Source organism: Pontibacillus sp. ALD_SL1, from assembly GCF_017355605.1.
On the sequence record NZ_CP062974.1, the window covers coordinates 841,198 to 864,685 of the forward strand.

30 protein-coding genes and 1 other annotated feature are annotated in these 23,488 nt (G+C 40.8%); of the genes, 19 read left to right on the forward strand and 11 right to left on the reverse strand.

Translation table 11 applies throughout. The annotated features are described in order from the left end of the window. Positions 1–40: 40 nt before the first annotated feature. Positions 41–964, forward strand: a complete 924-nt coding sequence (locus IMZ31_RS04245; protein ID WP_207529360.1) for a BsuPI-related putative proteinase inhibitor — start codon at positions 41–43, stop codon at positions 962–964. Positions 965–1,027: 63 nt separating this feature from the next. Here the strand turns inward: IMZ31_RS04245 and IMZ31_RS04250 are convergent, their stop codons facing one another. Beyond that, positions 1,028–1,291: a NifU N-terminal domain-containing protein gene (locus IMZ31_RS04250; protein WP_207529361.1), complete on the reverse strand. Its 264-nt coding sequence runs from the start codon at positions 1,289–1,291 to the stop codon at positions 1,028–1,030. A 235-nt stretch (positions 1,292–1,526) separates the two neighbouring features. Here IMZ31_RS04250 and IMZ31_RS04255 point away from each other — a divergent pair, with 235 nt between their 5' ends. Together IMZ31_RS04255 and IMZ31_RS04260 are read left to right on the forward strand one after the other, a co-directional pair. Next, the gene (locus IMZ31_RS04255; RefSeq protein WP_207529362.1) at positions 1,527–1,961 is read left to right on the forward strand and encodes a hypothetical protein; all 435 of its coding nucleotides are present in this window, start codon (positions 1,527–1,529) and stop codon (positions 1,959–1,961) included. A gap of 7 nt (positions 1,962–1,968) precedes the next feature. Then, positions 1,969–2,610, forward strand: coding sequence for a VC0807 family protein (locus IMZ31_RS04260; RefSeq protein WP_207529363.1), 642 nt, complete (start codon positions 1,969–1,971; stop codon positions 2,608–2,610). Positions 2,611–2,780: 170 nt separating this feature from the next. Here the strand turns inward: IMZ31_RS04260 and IMZ31_RS04265 are convergent, their stop codons facing one another. The 3 genes from IMZ31_RS04265 to IMZ31_RS04275 form a co-directional block, all read right to left on the reverse strand. After that, positions 2,781–2,978 (reverse strand): DUF3813 domain-containing protein, encoded by a 198-nt coding sequence (locus IMZ31_RS04265; protein ID WP_052115069.1) that lies wholly within the window; start codon positions 2,976–2,978, stop codon positions 2,781–2,783. After that, on the reverse strand, positions 2,978–3,127 hold the full coding sequence (locus tag IMZ31_RS04270) for a hypothetical protein (RefSeq protein ID WP_198135862.1): 150 nt from the start codon (positions 3,125–3,127) through the stop codon (positions 2,978–2,980). Before IMZ31_RS04270 ends, IMZ31_RS04265 begins: the two co-directional genes overlap by 1 nt. Positions 3,128–3,235: 108 nt before the next feature. Next, positions 3,236–4,045 carry a Cof-type HAD-IIB family hydrolase gene (locus tag IMZ31_RS04275; RefSeq protein ID WP_207529364.1) on the reverse strand — a complete coding sequence of 270 codons (810 nt, stop codon included), beginning with the start codon at positions 4,043–4,045 and terminating at the stop codon, positions 3,236–3,238. Positions 4,046–4,223: 178 nt separating this feature from the next. On the opposite strand from IMZ31_RS04275, the gene IMZ31_RS04280 reads away from it, so the two are divergent. The 3 genes from IMZ31_RS04280 (at position 4,224) to IMZ31_RS04290 (ending at position 5,984) form a co-directional block, all read left to right on the forward strand. Continuing rightward, positions 4,224–4,988, forward strand: coding sequence for a prolyl oligopeptidase family serine peptidase (locus IMZ31_RS04280; protein ID WP_207529365.1), 765 nt, complete (start codon positions 4,224–4,226; stop codon positions 4,986–4,988). 71 nt (positions 4,989–5,059) lie between these two features. Further along, entirely contained in the window at positions 5,060–5,371 is a 312-nt protein-coding gene (locus tag IMZ31_RS04285; protein ID WP_036784950.1) for a metal-sulfur cluster assembly factor, read from the forward strand. A gap of 385 nt (positions 5,372–5,756) precedes the next feature. After that, positions 5,757–5,984 (forward strand): MoaD/ThiS family protein, encoded by a 228-nt coding sequence (locus tag IMZ31_RS04290; protein WP_036784948.1) that lies wholly within the window; start codon positions 5,757–5,759, stop codon positions 5,982–5,984. Between the two features lie 151 nt (positions 5,985–6,135). Here IMZ31_RS04290 and IMZ31_RS04295 read toward each other — a convergent pair whose 3' ends face one another. Next, a complete protein-coding gene (locus IMZ31_RS04295; RefSeq protein ID WP_156969177.1) occupies positions 6,136–6,279 on the reverse strand; it encodes a lmo0937 family membrane protein in 144 nt (47 codons plus the stop codon). Between the two features lie 134 nt (positions 6,280–6,413). On the opposite strand from IMZ31_RS04295, the gene IMZ31_RS04300 reads away from it, so the two are divergent. Next, positions 6,414–7,706: an FAD-dependent oxidoreductase gene (locus IMZ31_RS04300; RefSeq protein ID WP_207529366.1), complete on the forward strand. Its 1,293-nt coding sequence runs from the start codon at positions 6,414–6,416 to the stop codon at positions 7,704–7,706. A gap of 254 nt (positions 7,707–7,960) precedes the next feature. Here the strand turns inward: IMZ31_RS04300 and IMZ31_RS04305 are convergent, their stop codons facing one another. Then, on the reverse strand, positions 7,961–8,785 hold the full coding sequence (locus IMZ31_RS04305) for an undecaprenyl-diphosphate phosphatase (protein WP_207529367.1): 825 nt from the start codon (positions 8,783–8,785) through the stop codon (positions 7,961–7,963). Between the two features lie 92 nt (positions 8,786–8,877). Between IMZ31_RS04305 and IMZ31_RS04310 the strand changes: the two genes are divergently transcribed. Together IMZ31_RS04310 and IMZ31_RS04315 are read left to right on the forward strand one after the other, a co-directional pair. Next, on the forward strand, positions 8,878–9,249 hold the full coding sequence (locus IMZ31_RS04310) for a hypothetical protein (RefSeq protein ID WP_242705636.1): 372 nt from the start codon (positions 8,878–8,880) through the stop codon (positions 9,247–9,249). Positions 9,250–9,311: 62 nt separating this feature from the next. Next, the gene (locus tag IMZ31_RS04315) at positions 9,312–9,491 is read left to right on the forward strand and encodes a YjzC family protein (RefSeq protein WP_036784941.1); all 180 of its coding nucleotides are present in this window, start codon (positions 9,312–9,314) and stop codon (positions 9,489–9,491) included. Between the two features lie 46 nt (positions 9,492–9,537). Here the strand turns inward: IMZ31_RS04315 and IMZ31_RS04320 are convergent, their stop codons facing one another. Next, the gene (locus IMZ31_RS04320; RefSeq protein WP_207529368.1) at positions 9,538–9,714 is read right to left on the reverse strand and encodes a YjzD family protein; all 177 of its coding nucleotides are present in this window, start codon (positions 9,712–9,714) and stop codon (positions 9,538–9,540) included. A 176-nt stretch (positions 9,715–9,890) separates the two neighbouring features. Between IMZ31_RS04320 and IMZ31_RS04325 the strand changes: the two genes are divergently transcribed. From IMZ31_RS04325 to IMZ31_RS04335, 3 genes are all read left to right on the forward strand, one after another. Then, a complete protein-coding gene (locus IMZ31_RS04325) occupies positions 9,891–10,634 on the forward strand; it encodes an alpha/beta fold hydrolase (RefSeq protein WP_207529369.1) in 744 nt (247 codons plus the stop codon). Between the two features lie 173 nt (positions 10,635–10,807). Continuing rightward, on the forward strand, positions 10,808–11,392 hold the full coding sequence (locus IMZ31_RS04330) for a hypothetical protein (protein WP_207529370.1): 585 nt from the start codon (positions 10,808–10,810) through the stop codon (positions 11,390–11,392). Between the two features lie 108 nt (positions 11,393–11,500). Beyond that, positions 11,501–12,475 carry a BMP family ABC transporter substrate-binding protein gene (locus IMZ31_RS04335; protein ID WP_242705637.1) on the forward strand — a complete coding sequence of 325 codons (975 nt, stop codon included), beginning with the start codon at positions 11,501–11,503 and terminating at the stop codon, positions 12,473–12,475. Between the two features lie 66 nt (positions 12,476–12,541). Here the strand turns inward: IMZ31_RS04335 and IMZ31_RS04340 are convergent, their stop codons facing one another. Next, positions 12,542–12,757 carry a hypothetical protein gene (locus tag IMZ31_RS04340; protein WP_207529371.1) on the reverse strand — a complete coding sequence of 72 codons (216 nt, stop codon included), beginning with the start codon at positions 12,755–12,757 and terminating at the stop codon, positions 12,542–12,544. Between the two features lie 166 nt (positions 12,758–12,923). Here IMZ31_RS04340 and IMZ31_RS04345 point away from each other — a divergent pair, with 166 nt between their 5' ends. Then, on the forward strand, positions 12,924–13,865 hold the full coding sequence (locus IMZ31_RS04345; RefSeq protein WP_207529372.1) for a beta-ketoacyl-ACP synthase III: 942 nt from the start codon (positions 12,924–12,926) through the stop codon (positions 13,863–13,865). A gap of 18 nt (positions 13,866–13,883) precedes the next feature. Continuing rightward, a complete protein-coding gene (gene fabF / locus IMZ31_RS04350; RefSeq protein ID WP_207529373.1) occupies positions 13,884–15,125 on the forward strand; it encodes a beta-ketoacyl-ACP synthase II in 1,242 nt (413 codons plus the stop codon). Between the two features lie 55 nt (positions 15,126–15,180). On the opposite strand, the gene IMZ31_RS04355 is transcribed toward fabF, so the two are convergent. Next, positions 15,181–16,230 (reverse strand): LCP family protein, encoded by a 1,050-nt coding sequence (locus IMZ31_RS04355; RefSeq protein ID WP_207529374.1) that lies wholly within the window; start codon positions 16,228–16,230, stop codon positions 15,181–15,183. Between the two features lie 171 nt (positions 16,231–16,401). On the opposite strand from IMZ31_RS04355, the gene IMZ31_RS04360 reads away from it, so the two are divergent. After that, complete coding sequence (locus tag IMZ31_RS04360; protein WP_036784923.1) at positions 16,402–16,611, forward strand: YuzI family membrane protein; 210 nt, start codon at positions 16,402–16,404, stop codon at positions 16,609–16,611. 85 nt (positions 16,612–16,696) lie between these two features. Beyond that, positions 16,697–17,449 carry a YjbA family protein gene (locus IMZ31_RS04365; protein WP_207529375.1) on the forward strand — a complete coding sequence of 251 codons (753 nt, stop codon included), beginning with the start codon at positions 16,697–16,699 and terminating at the stop codon, positions 17,447–17,449. 160 nt (positions 17,450–17,609) lie between these two features. Here the strand turns inward: IMZ31_RS04365 and trpS are convergent, their stop codons facing one another. Together trpS and IMZ31_RS04375 are read right to left on the reverse strand one after the other, a co-directional pair. After that, entirely contained in the window at positions 17,610–18,611 is a 1,002-nt protein-coding gene (gene trpS / locus IMZ31_RS04370) for a tryptophan--tRNA ligase (RefSeq protein WP_207530297.1), read from the reverse strand. A 64-nt stretch (positions 18,612–18,675) separates the two neighbouring features. Next, positions 18,676–18,890, reverse strand: a binding site (T-box leader). Positions 18,891–18,939: 49 nt separating this feature from the next. Beyond that, positions 18,940–19,284 carry a DUF3899 domain-containing protein gene (locus IMZ31_RS04375; RefSeq protein WP_207529376.1) on the reverse strand — a complete coding sequence of 115 codons (345 nt, stop codon included), beginning with the start codon at positions 19,282–19,284 and terminating at the stop codon, positions 18,940–18,942. A gap of 227 nt (positions 19,285–19,511) precedes the next feature. On the opposite strand from IMZ31_RS04375, the gene IMZ31_RS04380 reads away from it, so the two are divergent. The 3 genes from IMZ31_RS04380 to IMZ31_RS04390 all read left to right on the forward strand — a co-directional run bounded on the left by IMZ31_RS04380 (position 19,512) and on the right by IMZ31_RS04390 (position 23,406). Next, positions 19,512–20,726: a putative glycoside hydrolase gene (locus IMZ31_RS04380; protein ID WP_207529377.1), complete on the forward strand. Its 1,215-nt coding sequence runs from the start codon at positions 19,512–19,514 to the stop codon at positions 20,724–20,726. A 379-nt stretch (positions 20,727–21,105) separates the two neighbouring features. Then, positions 21,106–21,573, forward strand: coding sequence for an Lrp/AsnC family transcriptional regulator (locus IMZ31_RS04385; RefSeq protein ID WP_036784913.1), 468 nt, complete (start codon positions 21,106–21,108; stop codon positions 21,571–21,573). A 162-nt stretch (positions 21,574–21,735) separates the two neighbouring features. Next, on the forward strand, positions 21,736–23,406 hold the full coding sequence (locus tag IMZ31_RS04390) for a peptide ABC transporter substrate-binding protein (RefSeq protein ID WP_207529378.1): 1,671 nt from the start codon (positions 21,736–21,738) through the stop codon (positions 23,404–23,406). Positions 23,407–23,488: the final 82 nt, after the last annotated feature.

The following is a 23,488-nucleotide window of genomic DNA, read 5'->3' on the forward strand; positions in this document are numbered from 1 at the left end:
ATGAACAGGGTGGAATTTAATCGAAAGGGAAGTGACAAGGATGAAGAAATTTCTTGTTATGGTCATGGCAATGTTGATTATTGCTACTGGTTGTGCTAGCTCTGGTGAGTCTAAAGCTAAAGACAACGAGGAGACAGAGAATGTAAGTAGCGAGGAAACAACCGAGGAAACGAATGAGGAAACAAAAGAGAAAACAGCCTCAGAAGAGTCCGACCAATCAGAAGAGGACACCGAGCAAGACTCTACTGAAGAGGTTGACTTACAAACGCTACTAGAACAAGTCGAAATGACAGCTACTGTAAACCCAGAAACGGAGAAAGTAACGTTTGAATTTAGTTTGAAGAACAACGGTAAAAAGGGTGTTAATCTTCATTTCTCTTCTGGTCAACAGTATGAAATTATCGTAAAAAATGCTAAGGGTGAAGAAGTTTACCGTTATTCAGAAGGGAAATCATTCACAGAAGCGGTAGTTAGTGAAGAAATCAAGCCTTCAAAAGAGTTAACGTTTACATCATCATGGAACTATGACCAAGCTGGTGAGCGTGTACAACCGGGGACTTATAGTGCTGAGGTTACATTATTACCAATGAAGATGAATGGTCAAACCATTGAGGCGAAGCCGTTTCAAGCAGAAAAAGCCTTTGAAATTCCTTCAGAAAACCAAGCGTTCCGTAATGTGAAGGTAGAAGGTGAGAATGGTCAATATACGGTTTCTGGTGAAGCTCGTGTGTTCGAAGGAAGCTTTATGTACAATGTAGAGGATGGACATCAAGTGTTAGTGTCGGATACACCCGTTCAAGTAAGTGAAGGGGCACCAGGTTGGGGTGAGTTTGAATTTACTGTAGAGATTTCAGAAGATCAACTTCCAACAAGCGGTACCTTGACGCTTATGTTGTATGAGATCAGCGCTAAAGATGGGTCAGTAACGAATCAAAAGTTTGTAAAACTAGAATCATTTAAATAATACTTAAAAAAGGCTGTCCCTCAGGGGACAGCCTTTTTCGTATCTCATCATGAAGGATAAGATTTAATACCCATGGTTTTCAATTGTATCAATGACTTGTTGTTTAAGTTCATCCCATGATGCATCGTTCTTCTTGTTAACTGTGATAAAGTTTTGGAATCCAAATACGTTATCAACACCATTTAGTGACATTAAGTCATTTAAAATGCTGTGGTCACTTGTTTGACCTGGCATGACCGATACACTTCCATTTCCTTCGAAAATCATTCGGTCGCTGTCAAATTTAACGGCATTTGGGTTAGGGGTTTCTTTTGCCTGTACACTCATAAGGAATACCTCCTCTGTATAGTATCCATACTCATATTAGCACGAAACATTCAGTTCGCACAAAAGGAAGAGCTATTCGTCATGGAACGCTCACAACTATCGTGAAATTTAAGGTGAGGGTTTTGCTACAATGAAGGTAGTTGAATGGGCTAATTGAGCCGATTGTTTGAAGTAGAAAGGGTATATTCCTCATATAATGAACGTATTCAGTTAATGAGAGAAATGGGGGAGAGATATGATTAAGAAGGGACTCTGGCTCGGGACGGCAACAGGTTTTATTTTAGGTTTGGTACTATGGATTTTTGAATATGGGACAGGAAAGAGAGTCTATACGTTACTATTAAATGTGGATTTCATACCGGTTATTGGAGATATTGATTGGCCGATTTATATGGAGTGGTTCTTCCATCTGATCATTGCCTGGTCGATTGGGATTGTTTATTTAGCTTGGATCAAGTATCAAACAGATGGAAGAGCAAATTCCAGGTGGGCAACAGCTCTCGTATTAACGGCTTTGGCAGCATTAACGTATTTTCCGCTTACAGATCTTGCGATTAAAGAAACGCCAGCTTTCGATGATTTGACTGCCCTATCATATTGGTTAGTCGGACATCTTGCTTTTGGAGTATCACTTGTTAAACTAGATGAGTGGACAAAACGTAAAAAGTAGGTGCAAGATGAATCAAAAAAATATAGTAGTATGGGATCTGATTTGTTACATCGTATTCCCCCTTGTGGTTTGGAATTTTATACGTGATGACATTGGAGATTACTACGCCATGCTCTTGTCTTCTGTTCCTGGAATTATCTATACCTTCATCCGATTTAAAGCGGTGAAGAAGGTTCAGTTCTTCGGAATTTTCATGCTGGCTAATTTGGTAGTGGGAACCTTATTTGACGTATTAGCAGGATCGGCTATACAGCTCTTATGGAATCGGGTATATTTTGCTTTATTAGGAGGCGGCATTTTCTTAGGTAGTATGCTGATCCGAAAGCCAATTGCCCTTTACTTGATGCTAGACGTCATGGAAATGCAAGGGCAGAATCGAAAAGGTTTGAAAGCGAAATTTATGCAGAAGAAAGTGTTCTTTGTGTTTCAGCTAATTACGTTTGTCTTTGTCTTTCGCGAGCTCGTTTTCGCTGGATGGAAGGCTTGGCTAGTGACGCAATATGGTATAGAAGCGTTTGATCAAGCGCTTGTATTAAGGCAAGTGATGAGTTGGGTATTAACAGGCGTTACCGTAATCGGCTACGTTTACGTCTTTAAGCTCCTTCAAATGACACCACCCACAAATGAAAACACAAAATACTCCACCTGAAAAAGGAGCCCCTGAAACACAGGAGGCTCCTTTTAATGCTTTATCGAGATAAAACGTGTCTGGCACGCATCTTTGCTTTAGAGCGCTGAAGGGTGTCTGGCACCCTGTAATACTTCTCAGCGTTAAAGAGCCTGCCTTCTGATTAGAGGGCAGGCTCTTTTTGAGCTGTGTTATTTTAATCCCTGGTGACGCTCGATTTCTGATTCGAGCTGCTGAAGTTGAGCTTGTTCTTCTTGGGAAGCGTTAGCGCGAGCTGAGTTAATACAGTTCTTCGCTGTTTGGATGTTTTTCTCCTTCGCTTCACCATTGCGGTTAGTGATGTTATTTACGGCACTTTTTGCTTGCTGGAATAAGTTATTCTGCATCATTAAAGACCTCCCACAGAGTTATGATCGTCTTCTTCACTCTCGCGTTCTACATCGGCAAATGTTTGTCGATATGGAAAACGCTCATCGTGCTTTTTAACAGAATCTTTTCCTTGCTGAACAAATCGTTTCGATTTACTTTTCTTGCTCACACTCATCACCTCGCGGATTAAAAAAGCTCGAACACAACGTGTTGCTGTGTTCAAGCTTAGTATGAGCAAAGGAGCTTGTTGCATGTATTGAAAAATCTGGAGAAACCCTTATTTTAAATTTAAATACTGTTCTAAAAAGACAGCAATGCCATCCTGCTCATTAGAACTTGTGACATGATTAGAAACATCCTTAAGCTCGCTAAGGGCGTTGTCCATCGCGACCCCAACTCCAGCATATTCAAGCATTTCTAAATCGTTATCTTCATCTCCAAACGCAATAATACGCTCTTCAGGGATGTGATAATAGTGAGCAATCTTATTGAGACCTACAGCCTTATTTAATCCTGCACGTACGATTTCAATAACGTGCCATGGCGCTCCCCATTTACGGTGCTCAATCATTGTAGCATGCTTTTCGTCCAGGTGATCTCTAATGTGTTTAACCTGTTCCACACTCGGATGAATAAGAATCGAGGTAGGATCTTCTTTTAGATGATTCTTAATGCTTCCGATTGTGATAGGTGTATCTGTCGTATGGAAAATATTCAAAATTTCCTGGTCATACTGATCCAGGTATACTTCATCCCGAACTTCAGCAAGGATGTTTCTCACCCCAACTTCATGACACGTATGTATAATTTCGCGAGCTGTTCGAATGGACATCGGGGAATGAATGGAATCCCAGTTATGATTTAAGGGATGGTGAATTAACGCACCATTAAAGTTCACCATAGGTGTGTCGAGTTCCATTTCATGGTAATAATCAATACTGGCCCTATGTGGACGTCCAGTTGCGATACACACGATATGACCCGCATCGCGAGCTTTTTGAATCGCTTGTTTGTTTCGTTCGCTAATAGTTTTCTGATCGCTTAGCAGTGTTCCATCTAAGTCTAGAGCGATTAAATGTTTTTCCATTGTGTTCACCACCTCATCTGAATTTAAGTGTATATCTTGATTCTATGATCTGTAAAGAACTATGGGGTCCGTTTTTCTTTTCAATCAAAAAGGAAAGTGTTACGATAAACCATATAAATTAGTAAAATACGGAAAGAAATGCTATACATATTTTATGCACAAAGGAAGGGAAAACATCGTGATTGGCATTTACAGAAAGAGATTTGAACACATACCTGCACTAGTCGTTGTCGATTCTGAGAAAGAAAACAAGCCATTACCTGTTGTAACTTATATTCATGGCATTACGAGTCGGAAAGAACAGAACCTATCCTTCGCGTACTTCTTAGCTGAAAAAGGCTTCCGCGTTGTACTTCCTGACTGTATGCTACATGGAGAGCGAGAAGAAGGGTTAAACAATCAACAAATTACGTATCGATTATGGGAAGTTGTTGCAGAAAACCTTAAAGAACTTCCCCTTATAAAAGAAACGCTTGACCAAGAAGGGTTACTTCTTGATGGACGCTTTGGTTTAGCTGGTACAAGTATGGGAGGCATCACAACAAGTGCTGCCCTTACTCAGTACGATTGGATCAAGGTGGCTGCGGTGTTAATGGGATCTCCGCAACCTGTTCGATTTGCAGAAGAGCAAGTAGCAACGTTAAAAGAGATGAATATGGACTTACCAATTTCTGAAGAAGAACAACACAAGCTAATAAGGGATCTCGGTTCTATTGACTTAAGTAAACAAGTTGAAAAGTTATTTGGTCGTCCGTTATTCTTCTGGCACGGGGAAGAAGATAACGTTGTTCCGTTTGACCACTCTTATAGTTTCTATAACGATGCAATAGCTCATTATAAAAACCCTGAAAACATTCGCTTCCGTAGGGAAATAGGCCGCGATCATAAGGTATCCATTTATGCAATTACTGAGACCGTTAACTGGTTCGATATGCATCTCTAAACGGTCCTGTTTTAAAATGATTGGTTTTTCGTTATAATGAGAATAGATTAGATGAAAGGGGAACGAGTTTCATGGATCAGACTTTGCACGATAACATGATGGGTGCACTTGAGAATGTAATTGACCCCGAGCTTGGCATTGATATTGTCAACCTTGGCTTGATATATGGCGTTGATATTGACGACGAAGGTGTTGGACAAGTTACGATGACACTAACAGCTATGGGGTGCCCGCTTGCTGGAACAATTGAAGCTGACGTTAAACGCGTATTAGCAGATCTTCCAGAGCTTAAAGACGTAAACGTTAATATTGTATGGAGTCCACCGTGGACAAAGGATAAAATGTCCCGCTACGCGAAAATCGCGCTAGGCATTCCAGATTGATTTAATCAAAAGAACCTTTTGCTGGCTAGCAGAGGGTTCTTTTTTTTGCGGCTCAGTCCAGTCTATACGTTGCTAAACGGGCGCTTGCGCTTTTGTTACATCCAGCTCCAGCGCCCAGCAACTAGTAGACTTCCCTCACCTCCGGTCGATCAGTCATCATCAATTCGCCTGAGGCTCATTGTGATTCCTTGATCTCGCTGCGGCTCAGTCCAGTCTATACGTTGCTAAACGGGCGCTTGCGCTTTTGTAAGTTTACGGGTTGGAACAAAGTGGTACATTGAATTGTAAGTTAACCTTTCACTTAACGGTGATGGGAAAATACACAATTATAGCCATTCAATAAAAATTAGTGGAGAATCAATCTCCCTTTTAAGGAGGACTCATCATGGTAAAAGTATTACTATTCGCTCAATTCCAAGAAGCGGCAGGTCGTGAAAGTGTAGAGATTGAAGCAGGGGGCCAAACGGTGTCTCACGTAAAATCCACATTAAAAGAAAACTACAACGTGCTTGATCTAGATCACGCACAAGTAACGGTAAATGATGAATACAAAGACATGGATACACAACTTAGCGACGGTGACACGGTCGCATTTATTCCACCACAATCGTAAGTATGAAGGAGTCTCCCTCTAGTTTTAGAGGGAGACTTTTTTGTATTGAAAAAAGTTAGGGCACTCAACAATCGTATTGGGCCCACTACTAAAAAGAGTGAACCCCTAATTGGAGTTCACTCTTGTTGTGTATATTAGTTGTGGTGCAATGTTAAGGTTTTCGCCCTTTAATCAATCGATAGATCAGTACGACCAGAGCGACAACTAACAGAATATGAATGATACCGCCTGCGATTTCGAATAAGAAACCAAATAACCAAAGGATCAGCAAGATTACTAAGATCGTCCAGAGCATGTGTCATCCCTCCTTATGATTGTAATTTGCCCTGAAATCTTTACTTTCAAACGCTTCCCCCCATATTCCTCTTAGGTTGTAAGGATTGAATGGCTTTCGTATCATAAAGAGTAAACAATAAAGGAGGAAGTTTTATGAAGAAGGGACGAGTCATCGTCATTGGCGGAGGTCCAGCTGGAATCGAAGCTGCCCTTACCGCGAGTTCTCGCTTTAAGGAAGTTTTTCTTGTATCAGAACAGCCAGCTGGTGCGTGGAAAATGAACGACACCGCTGTTTGGCAATCCGTATTAGGAAAGAATAGAGATCGTACTCCTCAAGAGTTAAATGAGTACGCGCAGTCAATACATACAAAGTGGATGTCAGAGCAAATCGATCTCTTACAGCATTCAGGTGTTCGGACGAAGTTAGGGAAGGTGACGTTTCTTTCTCCTTATAAGATCAATATAGAGAACGGTGAAAAGAATGACACCATCGAAGGGGATTATTTCATCTTAGCTGTTGGATCTCGGCCAGCTTTTCCACAACCTCTTCATCCATACGGGGACAAAGTGATGTCGTTTCATTCTTTGCACCAATTGAAGTCATGGCCAGAATCTATTGTCGTTGTTGGTGACGGACCAATTGGGTTTGAAGCAGTTAATTTGTTCAGTTTGGCTCAGGTGAAAGTAGATTGGATTGTACCAGAAGATGGACCAAGCGCGAGAATCTTTGAAGAGGACCTCTCTGATTCCTTATTGAGCCATTATCAAAAAAGAGGCGTGCACATTTTTCGCGGGCCTGTTGCAACAAGCATTAAGGAAGAGAGAGGGCGTTTGCACATTTCAAGAGAGGATGGCTCGCATGTTGCAGCCCAATGCGCTTATATCGTCCCATCATTCCTCTCTAATCTAGATCGATTGACATTAGCAAATGCAGAGGTGGACGAGCATTCAATAGATGCGTCTACTGGCCAATCCAATCAAAGTCATATCTATGTTGTCGGGGATGCGGATCTAAGTGTAGCGGCTGTCTATGCACAAGCTAAGGCGAGACAGGCTGTATTACATATGGATGGAAAACAAGAAGCACCTCTATTATTGGAAGACTTACCCTTATCTTTTCATCAATGGCCGGAGGTAGCGAGTATGGGGTTAACAAAGCCGGGAAGCTCTAAGTTAAAGGTTCGAACCTTTTCTATAAAAAGCCGGAATTATGTCCATATGGTTGAAGAGGGGAGTGAAGGTTGGGTCAGAGTCGTCTACAATGAGCAAGGAATTTTATTTGGTGCCTCTGCAGTTGGAGAAGGGGCTAAGGGGATCATTTCTATACTAGCCATTCCCATCAAGCTGAAGCAGTCGGTAAGCAATTTGCAATCCCTATTCGCGGCTCATCCTTCTCAAAATGAGATGGCCGCTCATATTATACGAACCATTGCGGATGAGGTATAGAAATCGTTTGAGTTTGAACGATTGAAAAAGAGGCCATCTCACACTTGAGACGGCCTCTTTTTCTCGGGGTCATTGAATTCCGTTAGGGGGGTAACGGGAAATGATAATCATTATCAATGAGAATTATTTTCAGTATATCTTTAAAGTCGGTAAGCGTCAACTCTTTTATAAATTAGTATAGAAAAAAGCAATCCCGCTAAAGAAGCATAACTTCAGTTGTACTTCAGTGAAACGGAACTGCTTCAATCTCTCACTTATAAGAATAGAATCGCTAGCGCTCCCACAATGAAACAATAGAACGCAAAGTATTTAAGATTGTTGTTCTTCATAACGTTAATAAACCATTTCAGAGCAAAGTAAGACGCTACAATAGAACCTAAGAAAGCGAGGACGTAAGGAATGTAAAGGCTAGACGGTGTATTCATAATCGCCTCTCCTTTTAGAATTACGGTCCCTAGACTAACAGGCACATAAAGTAAAAAGGAAAAGCGAAGCGCTGTCGTTTGCTTTAATCCAAGTAGCATAGCAGCGACAACCGTTGCTCCAGAGCGACTAATCCCGGGTATCAATGCTACAGACTGAGCTAGTCCAATAATCAGCGCATCTTTAATGGTCATATCCCCATCTCCACGGCTACCGCGCAAGTTACGAATGATCCAAAGAGCTATACCAGTCACGATTAGTGTAATCCCGACCATGCTAGCACTCTCTCCAAATGTTCCCTCAATCGCATCTCCATATAAGACACCGATGACACCAGCAGGGATGGTACCGATTATTAAGTAAATGATAAAACGAAAATCACGTGTGGTTGCGTCATCTCGTTTCTTTTGAAACAAAAATCCAAAGCCGCTTGCGATTAATCGTGCTAAGTCATTTCTGTACACAATAAAAACCGCAAGAAGAGAGCCGAAGTTAACAAGCACCTCAAACGTTAAGCCTTGTCCTACAATATTAAATAAATCTTTGACCATAATAAGGTGGCCACTTGATGAAATCGGAATGGGTTCTGTGAACCCTTGGAAAATCCCTAAAAATAAGTATTGAATAAGCGTCCATAATTGATCGAGCATGTTCATAATCCTCCCTAAAGGAAATACATAAATCTATTCTCGCTCTTCACACTTTTTATGTGGGTGAATATCCTACTAGTAAAGAGGAGGTGGCCCAGGTGAAGAAGCGAAGCAAAAAAAATCCATCCACGAATTATCACCATATGTATTCACTGTGCAATCAACATATGAATCAATATGTCTTAGCAGAGTTGGTGGATGGTCAGAATATTGATGGAATTGTGACAGGTGTTGATGGAGATTACGTTTATTTAGCTATCCCATTGTCAGGCAGTGACACCTTAGAAGATGGATCTCCGCAACCTGTATCAGAGCCTAATCAGCGACAGTATGGGTATGGTCCTCCATATGCAGGTGGCTATGGAACTGGTGCACCATATGGATATGGTTACACGCCACCTCCGAGATTTCGTCGCCTTATTCTCCCTCTTGCAGCCCTTGTTGCGATCAGTGCATTGCCGTGGTATTAGATGTATAAAACCATCTGTCTGTGCCAAACTATCCTTATCACTCGTGTAAAGGAGTTAAGCACATGGGACAAAGACATCAATTTAAACACGGTGACAAAGCACCGAATAATGGAATCTATGTAGAAATTGGAGAAACAGGCAGTATGGTGAAAGAACCTAAACAAATTCGTTTGAATGCTGGCGATAAGTTTCCGTCAAACTCAAATCAAGATCGCGTCTGGTCTCCTAAACGTAAGCCGTAAAATAAACGTGAAAATCCTCCTTCCTTAACCAGGAAGGAGGATTTTTTTATTCCTTATCTTCGGCTAATGCACCTTCACCTAATAAAACAACAGCGACGGTGAATACGATTGTAAGGACAACGGCTTGAGTCATGTTAAAAGCTAGTCCGTCCATACTGTTTACAACGTATACAGTCATGCAGCTCAGTAGGAACGCCCAGAAAATAGACCAAATTAAACGCATGTTCTTCACCTCAACTTTGACATTCTGATCTTAGTTTATCAAACGTTTACAATAAAATAAATATAAAACGCAATCTTCATGAAAGAACTTATGAAATGAAGGCATCTAACTATACAAATTTAATGCTACTACATACATTATAGTGGATATGACCCTGAAATAAAGGATGAGAACACATGCAAAATGCAATTACGCGTTCTTTCCAATTAGATCGAGAAAATTGTTTACTGCATATACCAGAACAGCCTAATGGATATCTAATACTGTATTTAGGGGATGCGGGACATTATGTGGAGGAAGATCGTTCTTTTTGGGGGGAGCATAGAGGGAGAGCAACCTTGCTGCAAGCGTTATTAGACAAGGGATACACCTTATATACAAGTGGTATTTACGGGAATCATTGGGGGAGCGAGCAGGCTGTTAACTTATTAAATCGGGTTTATCATTATGTCATTCGCCAAGAGATTTTAAACCCCCATATCCACGTCGTAGCAGAAGGAATGGGAGCCCTGGCTGCGCTACGCTGGCATGAGCAATACGAAGTTTCAATAAGGTCGTTCGTTCTGCTGACCCCGTGTGTAGACATGAAGGCTTTATATGCTCAAGAACGCACAAATCAGCTATATTTTAAACGATTAAAAAAAGAAATTTCTAACGCATACAAGTGCAAAGAGGAAGAAGTAGACCAAGTCATTACAAGTGGGTTACCTAAGGCCCAATCTCCTATACTTCTGTTTCATGATATGGCCAATCCTCATTATACAGTTCATGAGCATGCAAGGCGCTTAGAGGAAAAACAACAAGCTCACCAACATCACATAGAATTAAAACTCGTGATCCAACCCATTTTCCCAAGAATCAACTCAAAGATCATTAAATTTATGAACAGTTATGAAAAGAGTATATCCGATCCCATTTAACCTTAAGCTGAGCAAAAACGTATTAGATCCTTGAATATCGAGGATTTAATACGTTTATTCACTTTAGGTTAGGAGTGTCTGGGAACTATGAGCCAAACTTTCATACAGAACTGTTAGAAAGTCATATGAACACCCAACCCCTTCATAAACTGTAGGAGAGGGGGCGATGAAAAATGGCATATATCATTTCAGGATGTTTTGAGTGGATCGGTTTTCATTTAACCGAAGCATTTCTTAACGCCGGTCATACTGTAATAGGGATCGATAAGGAATGGAATGAACAGAAGGATTGGCTATCTCTGTATGTTGGAAGAAATGCTTCTTTCCATTTAGTTGACTCTATACACGAAGTAAAGAACAAGACGGATAAAGAAGTTACTCTTATTCATATAGAGGAGAGGGTAACCGGAGTAGACCCTAATCTCTCTATAAAGGATGAATGGACAATAAAAACAAGAGATGATGTTACAGTAAAAGGTTCGGTGATTTATGCTTCTGAAGTGTATGGTCCGTGGATGACCGAACTAGTTAAACCCACTTCTGTAGAGGCTCTTTATATTGATGACTTTGTTAGTGGCATTCAAGACATCATCGAACATAAAGTAGGGGAAACGTGGATTGAAGTTAAACCTTCAAACGATGGAAAGAAGGGCCAACACCAACATATTTGGTATGTAAAACAAAGCATAAAGCAAGAAGAAGGATGGAAACTGGTTCTTGATCATGAAGAGAAATTTTCGATTTATTATAAATTATAGAGTTTTATTGAACAATGATCCCCGGTCGTTTACGTATTAGAGGATTAACGGTACAATATCACTAAATATATATTGGAATGGTATGAAGATGTAAATGGGGTGCTCTAAGTGAAGTTACGGTGGTTGGTCTATATGGGTATCCTTGTCCTTGCACTAACTGGTTGTACCAAAACATTTGGGCAGGGTAAGGTCCAAAAAGTAGGTATGCTAGTTGAAAGTACAGTTCACGACCAAGCCTGGGGGCAGAAGGGTTATGAAGGGCTTTTGAAGATCAAGGAAGAGCTGAATGTAGACGTTTATTTTAAAGAAAGTGTACAGTCGCAATTAGAAACCCAGCAAGCCATTGAAGAGTTTGCAGACAAAGGGGTTAATTTGATATTTGGACATGGGAGTCGTTACGGGCAATATTTTCAAGAGTTGCGCCAGGAGTATCCGGATATTCGCTTTGTTTATTTTAATGGAAGCGTAAAGGGAAAGAATATGACGAGTTTAAACTTCAATGCTCACGCCATGGGGTTCTTTGGAGGAATGTTGTCTGCTAAAATGACCGAATCTAATCAAGTTGGTATTATAGCTGCGTTCGAATGGCAACCTGAAATAGAAGGGTTTTATGAAGGCGTTAATTACGTGAATCCGGAAGCTGAGGTAAACATTCAGTATGTGAATAGCTGGAATGATACAGACCGGGCTCTCTACTATTATGAACGAATGCGACGTATGGGAGTCGACGTATTCTATCCGGCCGGTGATGGGTTTAGTGTACCTATTATCGAAGAGGCTAAATCGAATAGTGTAAAAGCTATTGGATATGTGTCAGACCAATCTAATATAGGATCCTCCACTGTTCTAACAAGCACAGTGCAACATGTGGACAAGTTATACGTATTAGCTGCTGAGAAATATAACAAAGGGAATTTACCAGATGGTATTCTAAACTTTGATTTTCAAGATAACGTTATAACACTTGGTGAATTTGGAGATCACGTTCCTGAGGACATTAAGAACCTTATCACATCTGCAGTAGCAGAGTATAAGGAAACGGGACTACTGCCAAATGAAGTAAATAATCCAGACGAATCATAAAAAAGCTATCATTCATAGAGGGCTAGGGCATGGCCCTCTCATGTAGATAGCTTTTTTTTATGATTATTATTTTGTTTTTTTAAACAAGGCGGATAGTTCCTTGATATATGGTGAAAGCTGTCGATAGGTTTGCATAAGGGTCTCGGTTGTATCAACGAAGTCAAATGATGTGTCGTCTGCTTTTTTCTCTTCAGAAGTTTCTTCCTTCTGCTTTGGCCGGGGCTGCCTTCCAAACATAAATGCCTCGAAGTCTCCTTGTTCATGTGAAGTTCTCTTCGTCATAGGTCAATCACCTCCTATTCCTACCATATGGAATTGAGGGTTGTTTTGGGAGGGCTTCTGTCTAAATGTGACGACGTGTTGTGCTTGCATGTGGACTAGAGATGTCTTATTATTAGTACCAAGTCATAAGAATAGATAATATTACTACCTTTAAGGGGATGAATATATGAAGAGTGCAGGTATTTTAGGGATCGGACACTATGTCCCTGAACGCGTTCTAACTAACGCTGATATGGAAAAAATCGTCGAGACCAATGACGAATGGATTCGCACTCGTACTGGTATTGAAGAGCGTCGCATCGCTTCAGATGAGATGGATACATCAGATCTTGCGTACGAAGCTGCTGTGAACGCATTAGAAGATGCCAATATTAAAGCGGAGGATCTTGATTTGATTCTTATAGCTACCGTAACAGGGGAGACATTATTCCCATCGGTAGGAAATCGACTGCAACATCGTTTGGGTGCTAAGAACGCAGCTTCAATGGACCTAGCTGCAGCATGTGCTGGATTTATGTATGGCATGATTAGCGCACAACAGTTTATTCAAACAGGTGCTTATAAAAATATTCTTATTGTTGGTGCTGAGAAGCTATCCAAGATAACTGACTGGGAAGATCGTAATACATGTGTTCTATTCGGTGATGGAGCAGGAGCAGCTGTTATGGGACCAGTAAGTGAAGGCAAAGGTGTTCTTTCCTTTGAACTTGGATCCGATGGTTCTGGGGCCCCTTATCTTTACCAAAACCAAGGTGAGTTTCTACAAATGAACGGGCGGGAAGTATTTAAATTTGCGGTTCGCCAAATGCCTGAATCTTCCATAAAAGTTCTTGAGAAAGCAGGACTTACGAAAGAGGACGTTGATTTTCTCGTTCCTCACCAAGCGAACATTCGCATAATGGAAGCAGCCCGCCAACGATTAGAGATTCCTGAAGAGAAGATGGCGACGTCGGTGAAGCGTTACGGAAACACTTCCTCAGCTTCTATTCCAATTGCCTTATCAGAGAACGTAAAAAACGGTAAAATAAAAGATAATGATGTAGTTGTACTTGTCGGGTTTGGTGGCGGCCTTACATGGGGCGCTGTTGCACTAAGATACGGAGTTTAATTCAAGGAGGACATGTTTATGGATTCAAGACGAGTTGTCATTACAGGGATGGGAGTCGTCTCCCCTGTAGGAAATGATGTAGAAACGATGTGGAATAACATTGTCGAAGGAAATTCGGGTATTGCACCTATCACAAAAGTAGACGCTAGCGAATTTAGCGCAAATGTAGCGGGAGAACTTAAAGATTTCGAACCTGGAAATTACTTTGACAAGAAAGAAGCAAAGCGGATGGACCCATTCACGCAGTATGCGTTAGCTGCTTCTCTAATGGCTGTGAAAGATGCTGGATTAGACATTAACGAAGAGATCGCTCATCGTACAGGTGTATGGATCGGTTCTGGTATTGGTGGTATGACGACATATGATGAACAGTTCCGTAAATATATGGACAAGGGGGCGCGCCGCGTCAGTCCATTCTTCGTTCCTATGTTAATTCCAGATATGGCAGCTGGCCAGGTTTCCATTGCTACTGGAGCGAAAGGCATTAACTCTTGTACAGTAACAGCTTGTGCATCTGGTGCTAACTCAATTGGTGATGCATTTAAAGTGATCCAACGCGGAGATGCTGACTACATGATCGCAGGTGGCGCAGAAGCACCTCTAACTCCGATGTCATTCGCAGGATTCTCTTCAATGAAGGCACTATCTCCAGTTGAAGACCCGAACAAAGCAAGCCGTCCGTTTGATAAAGAACGTTCTGGCTTTGTAATGGGCGAGGGTTCTGGCATATTAGTGATGGAAACATTAGAATCAGCTAAGAAACGTGGAGCAAAAATCTATGCAGAAATCGTAGGGTATGGATCTACAGGAGATGCACACCATATCACAGCACCTGCTCCAAATGGAGAAGGCGCTACACGCGCAATGAACCAGGCGTTAGAAGATGCGGGTCTAACTCCAGATGCTGTTGATTATGTGAACGCACACGGTACAGGCACAGCCCTTAATGATAAGTTTGAAACAGAAGCGGTTAAAAATGTGTTTGGAGATCATGCGTATAAGCTAGCAATGAGTTCTACCAAATCCATGACCGGTCACCTTCTTGGAGCAGCAGGAGCCATTGAAGCGGTTATTTCAATCAAGAGTATTTTAAATAATATCTTGCCTCCTACGACGAACTATGAGAATGAAGATCCAGATTGTGATCTTGATATCGTGCCGAACCAATCACGTGAGAGTGATGTAAATACGGTAGTCAGTAACTCTCTAGGTTTTGGTGGCCATAACGCTACATTAATCTTTAAACAATACCAAGACTAATATAAAAGCCTGTCTCTCTATTTTAGAGAGACAGGCTTTTTGTATGCCTGAACCATTAAGATGGTTCTTCGTTATTATTCTTTTCAGCTGTCTGTGAGGAATCTTGTTCACTATTAAAGAATTCCTGAACAGTCTCGCGCGTCTGTTTTTCATTGTGACCTAATACTTTCGCGCCAGCTTGGGTCGTCATCGGATGCCATTCAGCTGGAATCCTTATGGTTTCAATGTTTTGAGGTGTATCAAGTAAGAATTTACGTCCGTAATTAAGAACCATTTCGTTTGTGGACATGCTCGTATTGACATATTGCGTGAGGGCTCCTACTGTTTTAGGAAGCTTTGTCACGCTTGTCATGGATACAAGCTCTTCTTTCAATGCGGAGATCACTTTCTGTTGACGTAATACTCGGTTGAAGTCACCTTTTGCATCATTTCTGAAGCGAGCATAGCCTAATAATTCTTCCCCATTTAACTTCTGTACACCTGGCTGGATATCAATGCTGACTGTGCCAGCGTTATCTTGATAATACAACCGTTTCTCGACATCTATTTCAACACCCTCCGGCGCTACGATGTCTACGATTTCCTTAAAACCATCGAAATTGACAACAGCATAATCGTCGATGTGTAACCCGAAGTTTTTTTCGATTGTTTCGGTTAGTAAGGCAATCCCGCCTTCTGAATAAGAGGCGTTGATGCGGTTATACCCCATGCCTGGGATTTCTACCCATAGGTCCCGCATAATGGAAGCAAGCTTCATTGTCCCTTTTTCGGTATCATATTGGGCGACCATAATCGTATCGGTACGAGCAGTATCCCCTTCTCCTCTTGAATCACTTCCAACAAGGAGAACATTTACTTTTTCATCTTCTTGTTTTTCTTCGCTGTTTTCGGGTTGATCACGTTCTTCGAATTCTTCTTTCGTCTTTTCAGTTTTATCTTTATCGAACCCACCTCCAGCTTCACTGCCAAGATCTTGCCCTGCAATGTACTGAGAAGTTGTGTAGGCAACCGTACTTAAGAAAAGTATAACAACGATGGAAGACAGAATTCTTCTTTTACGTTTTTTCTTTCTACGTCTTCTGATAATTCGACGAGTTTCTGCCATCCTCGTACCTCCTCTCCAAAAACCACTTATTTATTAATGTACTCTTTCTTTAATGTGAAGTAAAGAGCGTATTTTATGCCACAATATTCGACAGGACAAGCTGGTATGAGGGGGTAGGTGGGTGCATATATATAGTAGAAAATGATGGGGACGGGCTGTGGAGGCGATGAGATGGTACCGTTATTTTTGTTTTTAGTTGGCTTTGGATTTGCTGTATCTGGTGGTGTAACCATCATTGCATATTTGAATTTCTTACCCGCAGGATTTAGTTGGATGGATTATTTAATCTTCATTAAAGAGCGACCTGAATGTTACCTTTTACCCTTTGGCATTCTCTTCATCACGATTGCCGTTTATCTATTCCCACAAGATTCTTGTTAAATGTTGGTGTTTTTCGAATAAAACGGTGGTGCTTGGTTCATACTGATTTCTACAGAAGAAAACGTTAATAAAGTGAGGGTTTCGTATGCTATATCTACACGATGTATGGGTCAATTGGTTTGAAGGTGAAGAGAATGGGTATAACGTTTGTCCATTTCATGAATGGCGTAAAGAAGACGGAATCGAGCTCTTGGACCAGGTACCTCTGTTGTATGTACATCAAGCACTATACCACTACGTAGAAAACGACCTCCAAGACCTACCTAAAGACTTACTAGACGCGGTATATAAACGAGCGTACCTACGCAAAAACCAAGAACGAATTTCCGTAGAATATGCCTTCGTGGTGACAGACGGTTCATCAGTACTAGCTGTTGATACGATGGGGTATAACCTGCCTGTTCGTAAGAGTCGACTGATTCCACGTCAAGAACGCCTGGTCTATGACATGATTGATCAGCAAAAGCCAGAAACGTATAACTTCGCTTGTAATGACGATAAAGAATATCACATTCTTTCCCCGCATCCAGTAACAATGGTTGGGCTAACTCGGAAAGAACGTCAATTAAAGCAGCTGTTAATGATGGCACTTGATCAACTACAAACGACACAGAATTTATCTGAAGTTCGGTACTGGTTAACAGAATGGGACCCAGGTCAATACGGGGTCATGAATAACCTAAGCTTTGATCAGACTTGGCAGCTTCTATATAACGGCTTAAGTGAAGGATGGTCGAAGAATCATGAAGACCTTTGCCGTAAGCTCGTAAAAGGACAACCATTCTTTGAGAAGTTATGGGAACTAGAACAGAACCAAGAAGTGAATAAAGGCGTTTAATTAAAGTATCCGTTCCTACAAGTAGGAACGGATACTTTTTTGTGTATAGGAGGCGAACGGTCTGAAAGAGTCAACACAAGGCCAAAAAACAGTTCGTGTACTTCCATCGATCCTTTCAGCATAAAAATAGAGGGCCCATCAAGTGGAGCCCTCTTATATCTTATTTCTTCTTTTTGACTCTGCCTAATCCCATAGCTTTCTTCGCTTTACGAATCATCTTAGATGCTTCGTAATTAGCCTTGTCAGCACCGTGGTCCAGGATTTCGTCTAATTCATCTGATTCAATGAGTTCATAATAACGCGCTTGGATCGGCCGCATGCCTTCGATTACGGCATTTGCGCAACCTTGTTTAAAGTCGCCGTAGCCTTTTCCATCATATTTAGCTTCTAGAGCTTCAATACTTTCTCCGCTGAAACTTGAGTAAATGGTTAGAAGGTTTGAGATACCAGGTTTGTTCTCTTTGTCGTATTTAACGATTCCTTCTGAGTCTGTAACAGCACTTTTAATTTTCTTTTCCATTTGTTTCTCGGTATCAAGCATAGAGATAAACCCTTTTGTGTTTTCATCGGATTTACTCATTTTCTTCGTTGGATCTTGAAGAGACATGATACGAGCACCCACTTCTGAAATGCTGACTTCAGGAACCGTGAAGATATCGTTGTATTTATTGTTAAAGCGCTGAGCTAGGTTTCGTGTTAACTCAAGGTGTTGTTTTTGGTCTTCTCCTACAGGGACGATATCTGTTCCATATAGCAAGATGTCTGAAGCCATAAGTGGTGGGTACGTAAGGAGACCGGCAGATACCCCTTCACGGCTAGCTTTCTGAGATTTGTCTTTAAATTGAGTCATACGCTCAAGCTCACCAATGTAAGCAACGCACTGTAACATCCATCCTAGCTGCGTGTGTGCAGGCACTTCAGATTGGATAAATAAAGTGGACTTCTCCGGGGCAATGCCGACTGCAATGTATAGCGCTGCAAGGGATCGGATGTTTTCACGTAGCTTTAAGCGATCCTGCGGGACTGTAATCGCATGTTCATCGACGATACAAAAGTATGCATTATTTTCTTCCTGAAGTTCCGGGAAATGCTTTAAAGCACCCAGGTAGTTTCCAATAGTAAGTGTGCCGCTTGGCTGAATTCCTGAAAAGATTGTTTTCATCATTGTTCACCTCATCTAATTTTTTCTGACAATAAAAAAAGGTCCATTCGTCTACGTCTATTCACGTAGGGACGAATGAACCGTGGTGCCACCCTAATTATCTTAAAGAAATTCTTTAAGATCTCTTAACCTGTTATCGCCAAGGCTACGGTGTTTCATACTGGGGTTCTGAAACACAGCTCGAAAGTCCACTTCCAATTCAACGTGCTGTCTGCTCTCACCGTCACAGACTCTCTGTATGCAGAGGGAGAATCGTACTCTCTTTCTCATCGCTTCATATACATTGTGTAAGAATTATAGTTAAAAATCGTACGAAATGCAAGCTTCTTCATGAAAGTTGATAATAAACAGCTAAGGTAATAGCCATTGCAAGACCTAACATGGCTCCTTGAAACAAGAAGGACCGGATAAACATGGCCGAAGTAATCGATGGTGTTGGAGCGTTGTTTATAGAATGATTCACTTCCTTATTTCTTTTGAGAATACCATCAAATAATCGACCACGAACCACAATAAGGATCGTTGCTACTAAAATGTAAATAAAAGAAAGGTAGAACAATACATTAATGTAGTGAAAAAGGTCTTGCAAAGGGGAAAGGAGTAGCCATAGAACAAAGCTAAGTGAAACATTAAGAGCTAAGAAATTCCACTTGTTTCTTAGAAATGAAAGCATACCGTTCATCCTCTTCATAAGTTAGTCATAGTATAGCAGAAAGAAAAAGAATGGTGAATCTGTAATAATCAGGTTTCGTGACTTAAAAAAATGGGAAAATTTTCTTTGTTGTTACTTGAAATGGAGGGAAGTTTCATGACAAAAAAGGAAAAATTTAAAAAAGGCTCCCAAAAGATGCAAGTTCTCTTTTATAATAGAGATAACTACACATTTAGGAGTCGATGTTGATGGAGAACAAACAACTTAAGATTTTATTCCTCATTGGTATTCTCCTGCTCAGTTTTATTCCAGCTGCCAAGGCACATGCTGATGGCGAAGAGGAAAGCGGACAAAAAGCAAAGTTCCATACCGAGCGAGAAATGACCATGAAGACACTTGAATTGCCAGAAAGATTGCCACGTTTTGTATATGATTCAGGCTTAGATTTTACATACCCAGATGCTGTTCGCGGCATTTATGTAACAGGACCAAGTGCTGGTGGAGCTCGTTTTGATAAGCTAGTTAACTTAATTCAAACGACTGATTTAAACAGTATGGTAATCGATATTAAGGAGGATGCTGGTATTATTACGTATCAGCCAGAAGAAGGAACTCCTTATGAAGATGTGGGGACGAATTACATTGATGATCCTCGTAAACTCTTAGAAACATTAGAAGAAGAAGAGATTTATCCAATTGCACGTATTGTTGTTTTCAAAGATTCAAAGTTAGCTAAAAAGCGACCTGACTTATCCTTCACGGAAAATGGTCAGGTGTGGAAAAACGGAAAAGGGGAATCTTTCGTAAATCCATTTATGAAAGAAGTTTGGGATTATAACGTTGAGCTTGCGAAGAAAGCAGCTGAGATGGGCTTTCAGGAGATCCAGTTTGACTATGTACGTTTCCCAGAAGGATTTGAACGAAGAGATGATATCCTCTCTTATAATGAAGGAGACTATGCGGACCTAGAAGGAGACAATGTTCAAAAGCGTGTAACAGCAGTTACAGACTTTGTTGAATATGCACGTGAAGAATTGAGTGGATATGATGTTGATGTCTCCGTCGATATCTTCGGATATTCTGCTACAATTAAAGAAGCTCCTGGAATTGGTCAGAACTTCTCTAAGATTGCATCGAATGTTGATGTCATCTCATCTATGATCTATCCGTCTCACTGGACGTCTTACTTTGGTATTTCGTTCCCGGATAAAGAACCATATAAGTTAGTTTCAGAATATGCAAAAGTAGAAAATGAAGTATTAGGCAAACTTGAGGACCCACCAACTTCACGTCCTTGGATTCAAGACTTTGAAGCACCGTGGTTGTATAGCGGTCCTACCAAGCAATATGGTAAAGCGGAAGTAGAAGCACAAATCAGGGCCTTAAATGAAAACGGGATTAAAGAGTTCCTTCTATGGAACGCAGGTAATTCCTATACAGAAAATGTAGACTATACACCTTAAAAAGGTGAAGCGACCCAGTTCATAGCTGGGTCGCTTTTTTGTTCTTTATATAATAAATAAAATATTTTTCTTTCTTATATGACACATCATTAGACTATACACGTTATAAGTCGTTTTAAGTCTTGTGTTTTCTTGTCATGTATATGAAAAAGCTGATGAATAATGCTTAATTCGCATAATTTTTTGCGAATTTCGAAACCGCATTTTTCTACAATTTACGACAATGACAGCGCTTACAATAATTTTTAGAGAGACGAAAGGATCAAAAAATCTGTTGAAACTATCAGAAAAATGTGTGTATAATGAAAACAGTCAAATTTGTTAACAAATCGTAAACAAATTGTTAACTTCTTACGTAAATCGCAGGGGAATGATCGGATTGCTCAAACTAGACCAAACAGATTTGCGAATTTTGCAATCATTGCAAGCAGACGGCCGCAGACCATACACAGAGATTGCTAAACAATATGGTATTAGTGAAGGGAAAGTTCGCTTTCGCATTAACCGTATGATGGAAAGTGGAGTGTTTGAATTTGTAATCCACACGAATCCAAGTAAAATTGGTCTTCATGTACAAGCAATCATCGGGATCGTGACAAAGGTTGGTTACAGGGACAAAGTTGCAATGGAATTAGCAGATTGCAAAGAGGTGCGATTCGTCGGTGCCTTCGCTGGAAAGTACGAAATTATGATACAAGCCTATTTTCCTAGTAATGATAGGTTAATAGAATTCACAGATTTGTACTTATCAAAGGTGGATGGAATTGAAGCCACAGACGTGTTTCTTGAACTAAAAGACTATAAGGATTCGTTCTCTTACATAGACCTGGCAGACGAACACATTTAATTTTCTTGCAATTCAAATTGTCAGAAGATTTCTCATTATCGGGGGATTGTGAATGTGAGAAAACGTAGAAATTTAAGGAGGTGGTTCTTCAACTGCGGATCCGACCCAGCGGATCGAAAAATCTGGAATGAAATTTAAAACGCAATAGGGGGAGAAAAAATTATGAAGAAAAAGCTATTATTGTTTAGTATCTTGCTTGTCTTCTCAGTGATCCTTGCTGCATGTGGTGGCGATGATGACAGCGGTGAAGAAGGTACAAGCGACAACTCCGGTGACAACGGTGAATCAACAAGTGATAACGGCGGCGAAAGCTCCGCAGAGCAAGTATTTAAAGCGAACATTGCGAGTGAGCCATTCTCACTTAACCCAAGTTTAGCAAACGATGCGACTTCTTCATCTGTCCTACTTCAAACATTTGAAGGTTTAACTCGTATCGGACCTGAAGGTGAGCCACAAGAAGCAATGGCTTCTGAAATCGAAACTTCTGATGACCTTAAAACATACACATTCACAATTCGTGATGGTGCGAAATGGTCAAACGGAGACCCTGTAACGGCTCAGGACTTCGAATATGCTTGGAAATGGGCTCTTGATCCAAATAATAACTCTCAATATGCATACCAGCTTTACTATGTAAAGAACGCTGAAGCAGCGAACACTGGTGAAGGTAACCTAGAAGATGTTGGTGTTACTGCAGTTGATGAAAAAACTCTAAAAGTTGAGCTTGAAAACCCAACTCCATACTTCCTAGAGCTAACTGCTTTCTATACTTACTTCCCGGTAAACAGCAAAATTGCTGAAGAAAACCCTGAATGGTACGCAGATGCTGGTGAGAACTACGTATCTAACGGACCTTTCAAAATGACAGAGTGGAGTCACAACGACTCAATCACACTTGAGCCAAACGAAGAGTATTGGGACAAAGAAGCAGTTAAGTTAGACCGTATTGAATTCGCAATGATTAACGACTTCAATACAGAGCTAAACAGCTTTAAACAAGGTGAGTTTGACTGGGCTGGTTCTCCATTCGGTTCTCTACCAACAGAAGCAATTCCATCTCTTAAAGATGATGGTAGCCTAAACGTTGAACCAATTGCTGGTACTTACTGGTACAAGTTCCACACTGAGAAAGAACCATTCAACAATGCAAACATCCGTAAAGCATTTGCTTATTCAATTGACCGTAAAGGTATTGTAGAGAACATCACAAAAGCAGGTCAGGTTCCAGCGATGGCAGCTGTACCTCCGACAATGTTCTCTGATAACGAAGAAGGTTACTTCGATGCTGTTAACGTAGAAAAAGCGAAAGAACTTCTTCAAAAAGGTATGGATGAACTTGGTTACGATAGCGTAGAAGACATGCCTGCTGTTACACTTTCTTTCAATACAAGTGAATCTCACGCTAAAATCGCACAAGCGATTCAAGACATGTGGAAGAAGAACTTAGGTGTTGACGTTGAACTTAGTAACTCTGAGTGGGCAGTATACATTGACCAGCTTCACCAGGGTGACTACCAGATCGGCCGTATGGGTTGGTTAGGTGACTTTAACGATCCAATTAACTTCCTTGAGCTTTACAAAGAAAAAGGCGGTAACAACGATACTCGCTGGCACAGTGAAGAGTTCGCTTCTCTTCTAGAAGAGTCTCAAACAGAAACTGACTCTGAGAAACGTACAGAAATGCTTAAAGAAGCTGAAGGCATCCTAATGGATGAAATGCCAATCGCACCAATTTACTTCTACACAAATGCATGGGTTCAAGATGAGAACCTTAAAGATGTAGTTATGTCTGGTCTTGGTGATGTTCAGCTTAAATGGGCTCACTTCGAGTAATTTTTTGAAAGATTTGTAAGGTATATGAGGGTCTTCCTCATATACCTTCTCTTCTTCTTAGAGGTTTTATGTAATATTTTGG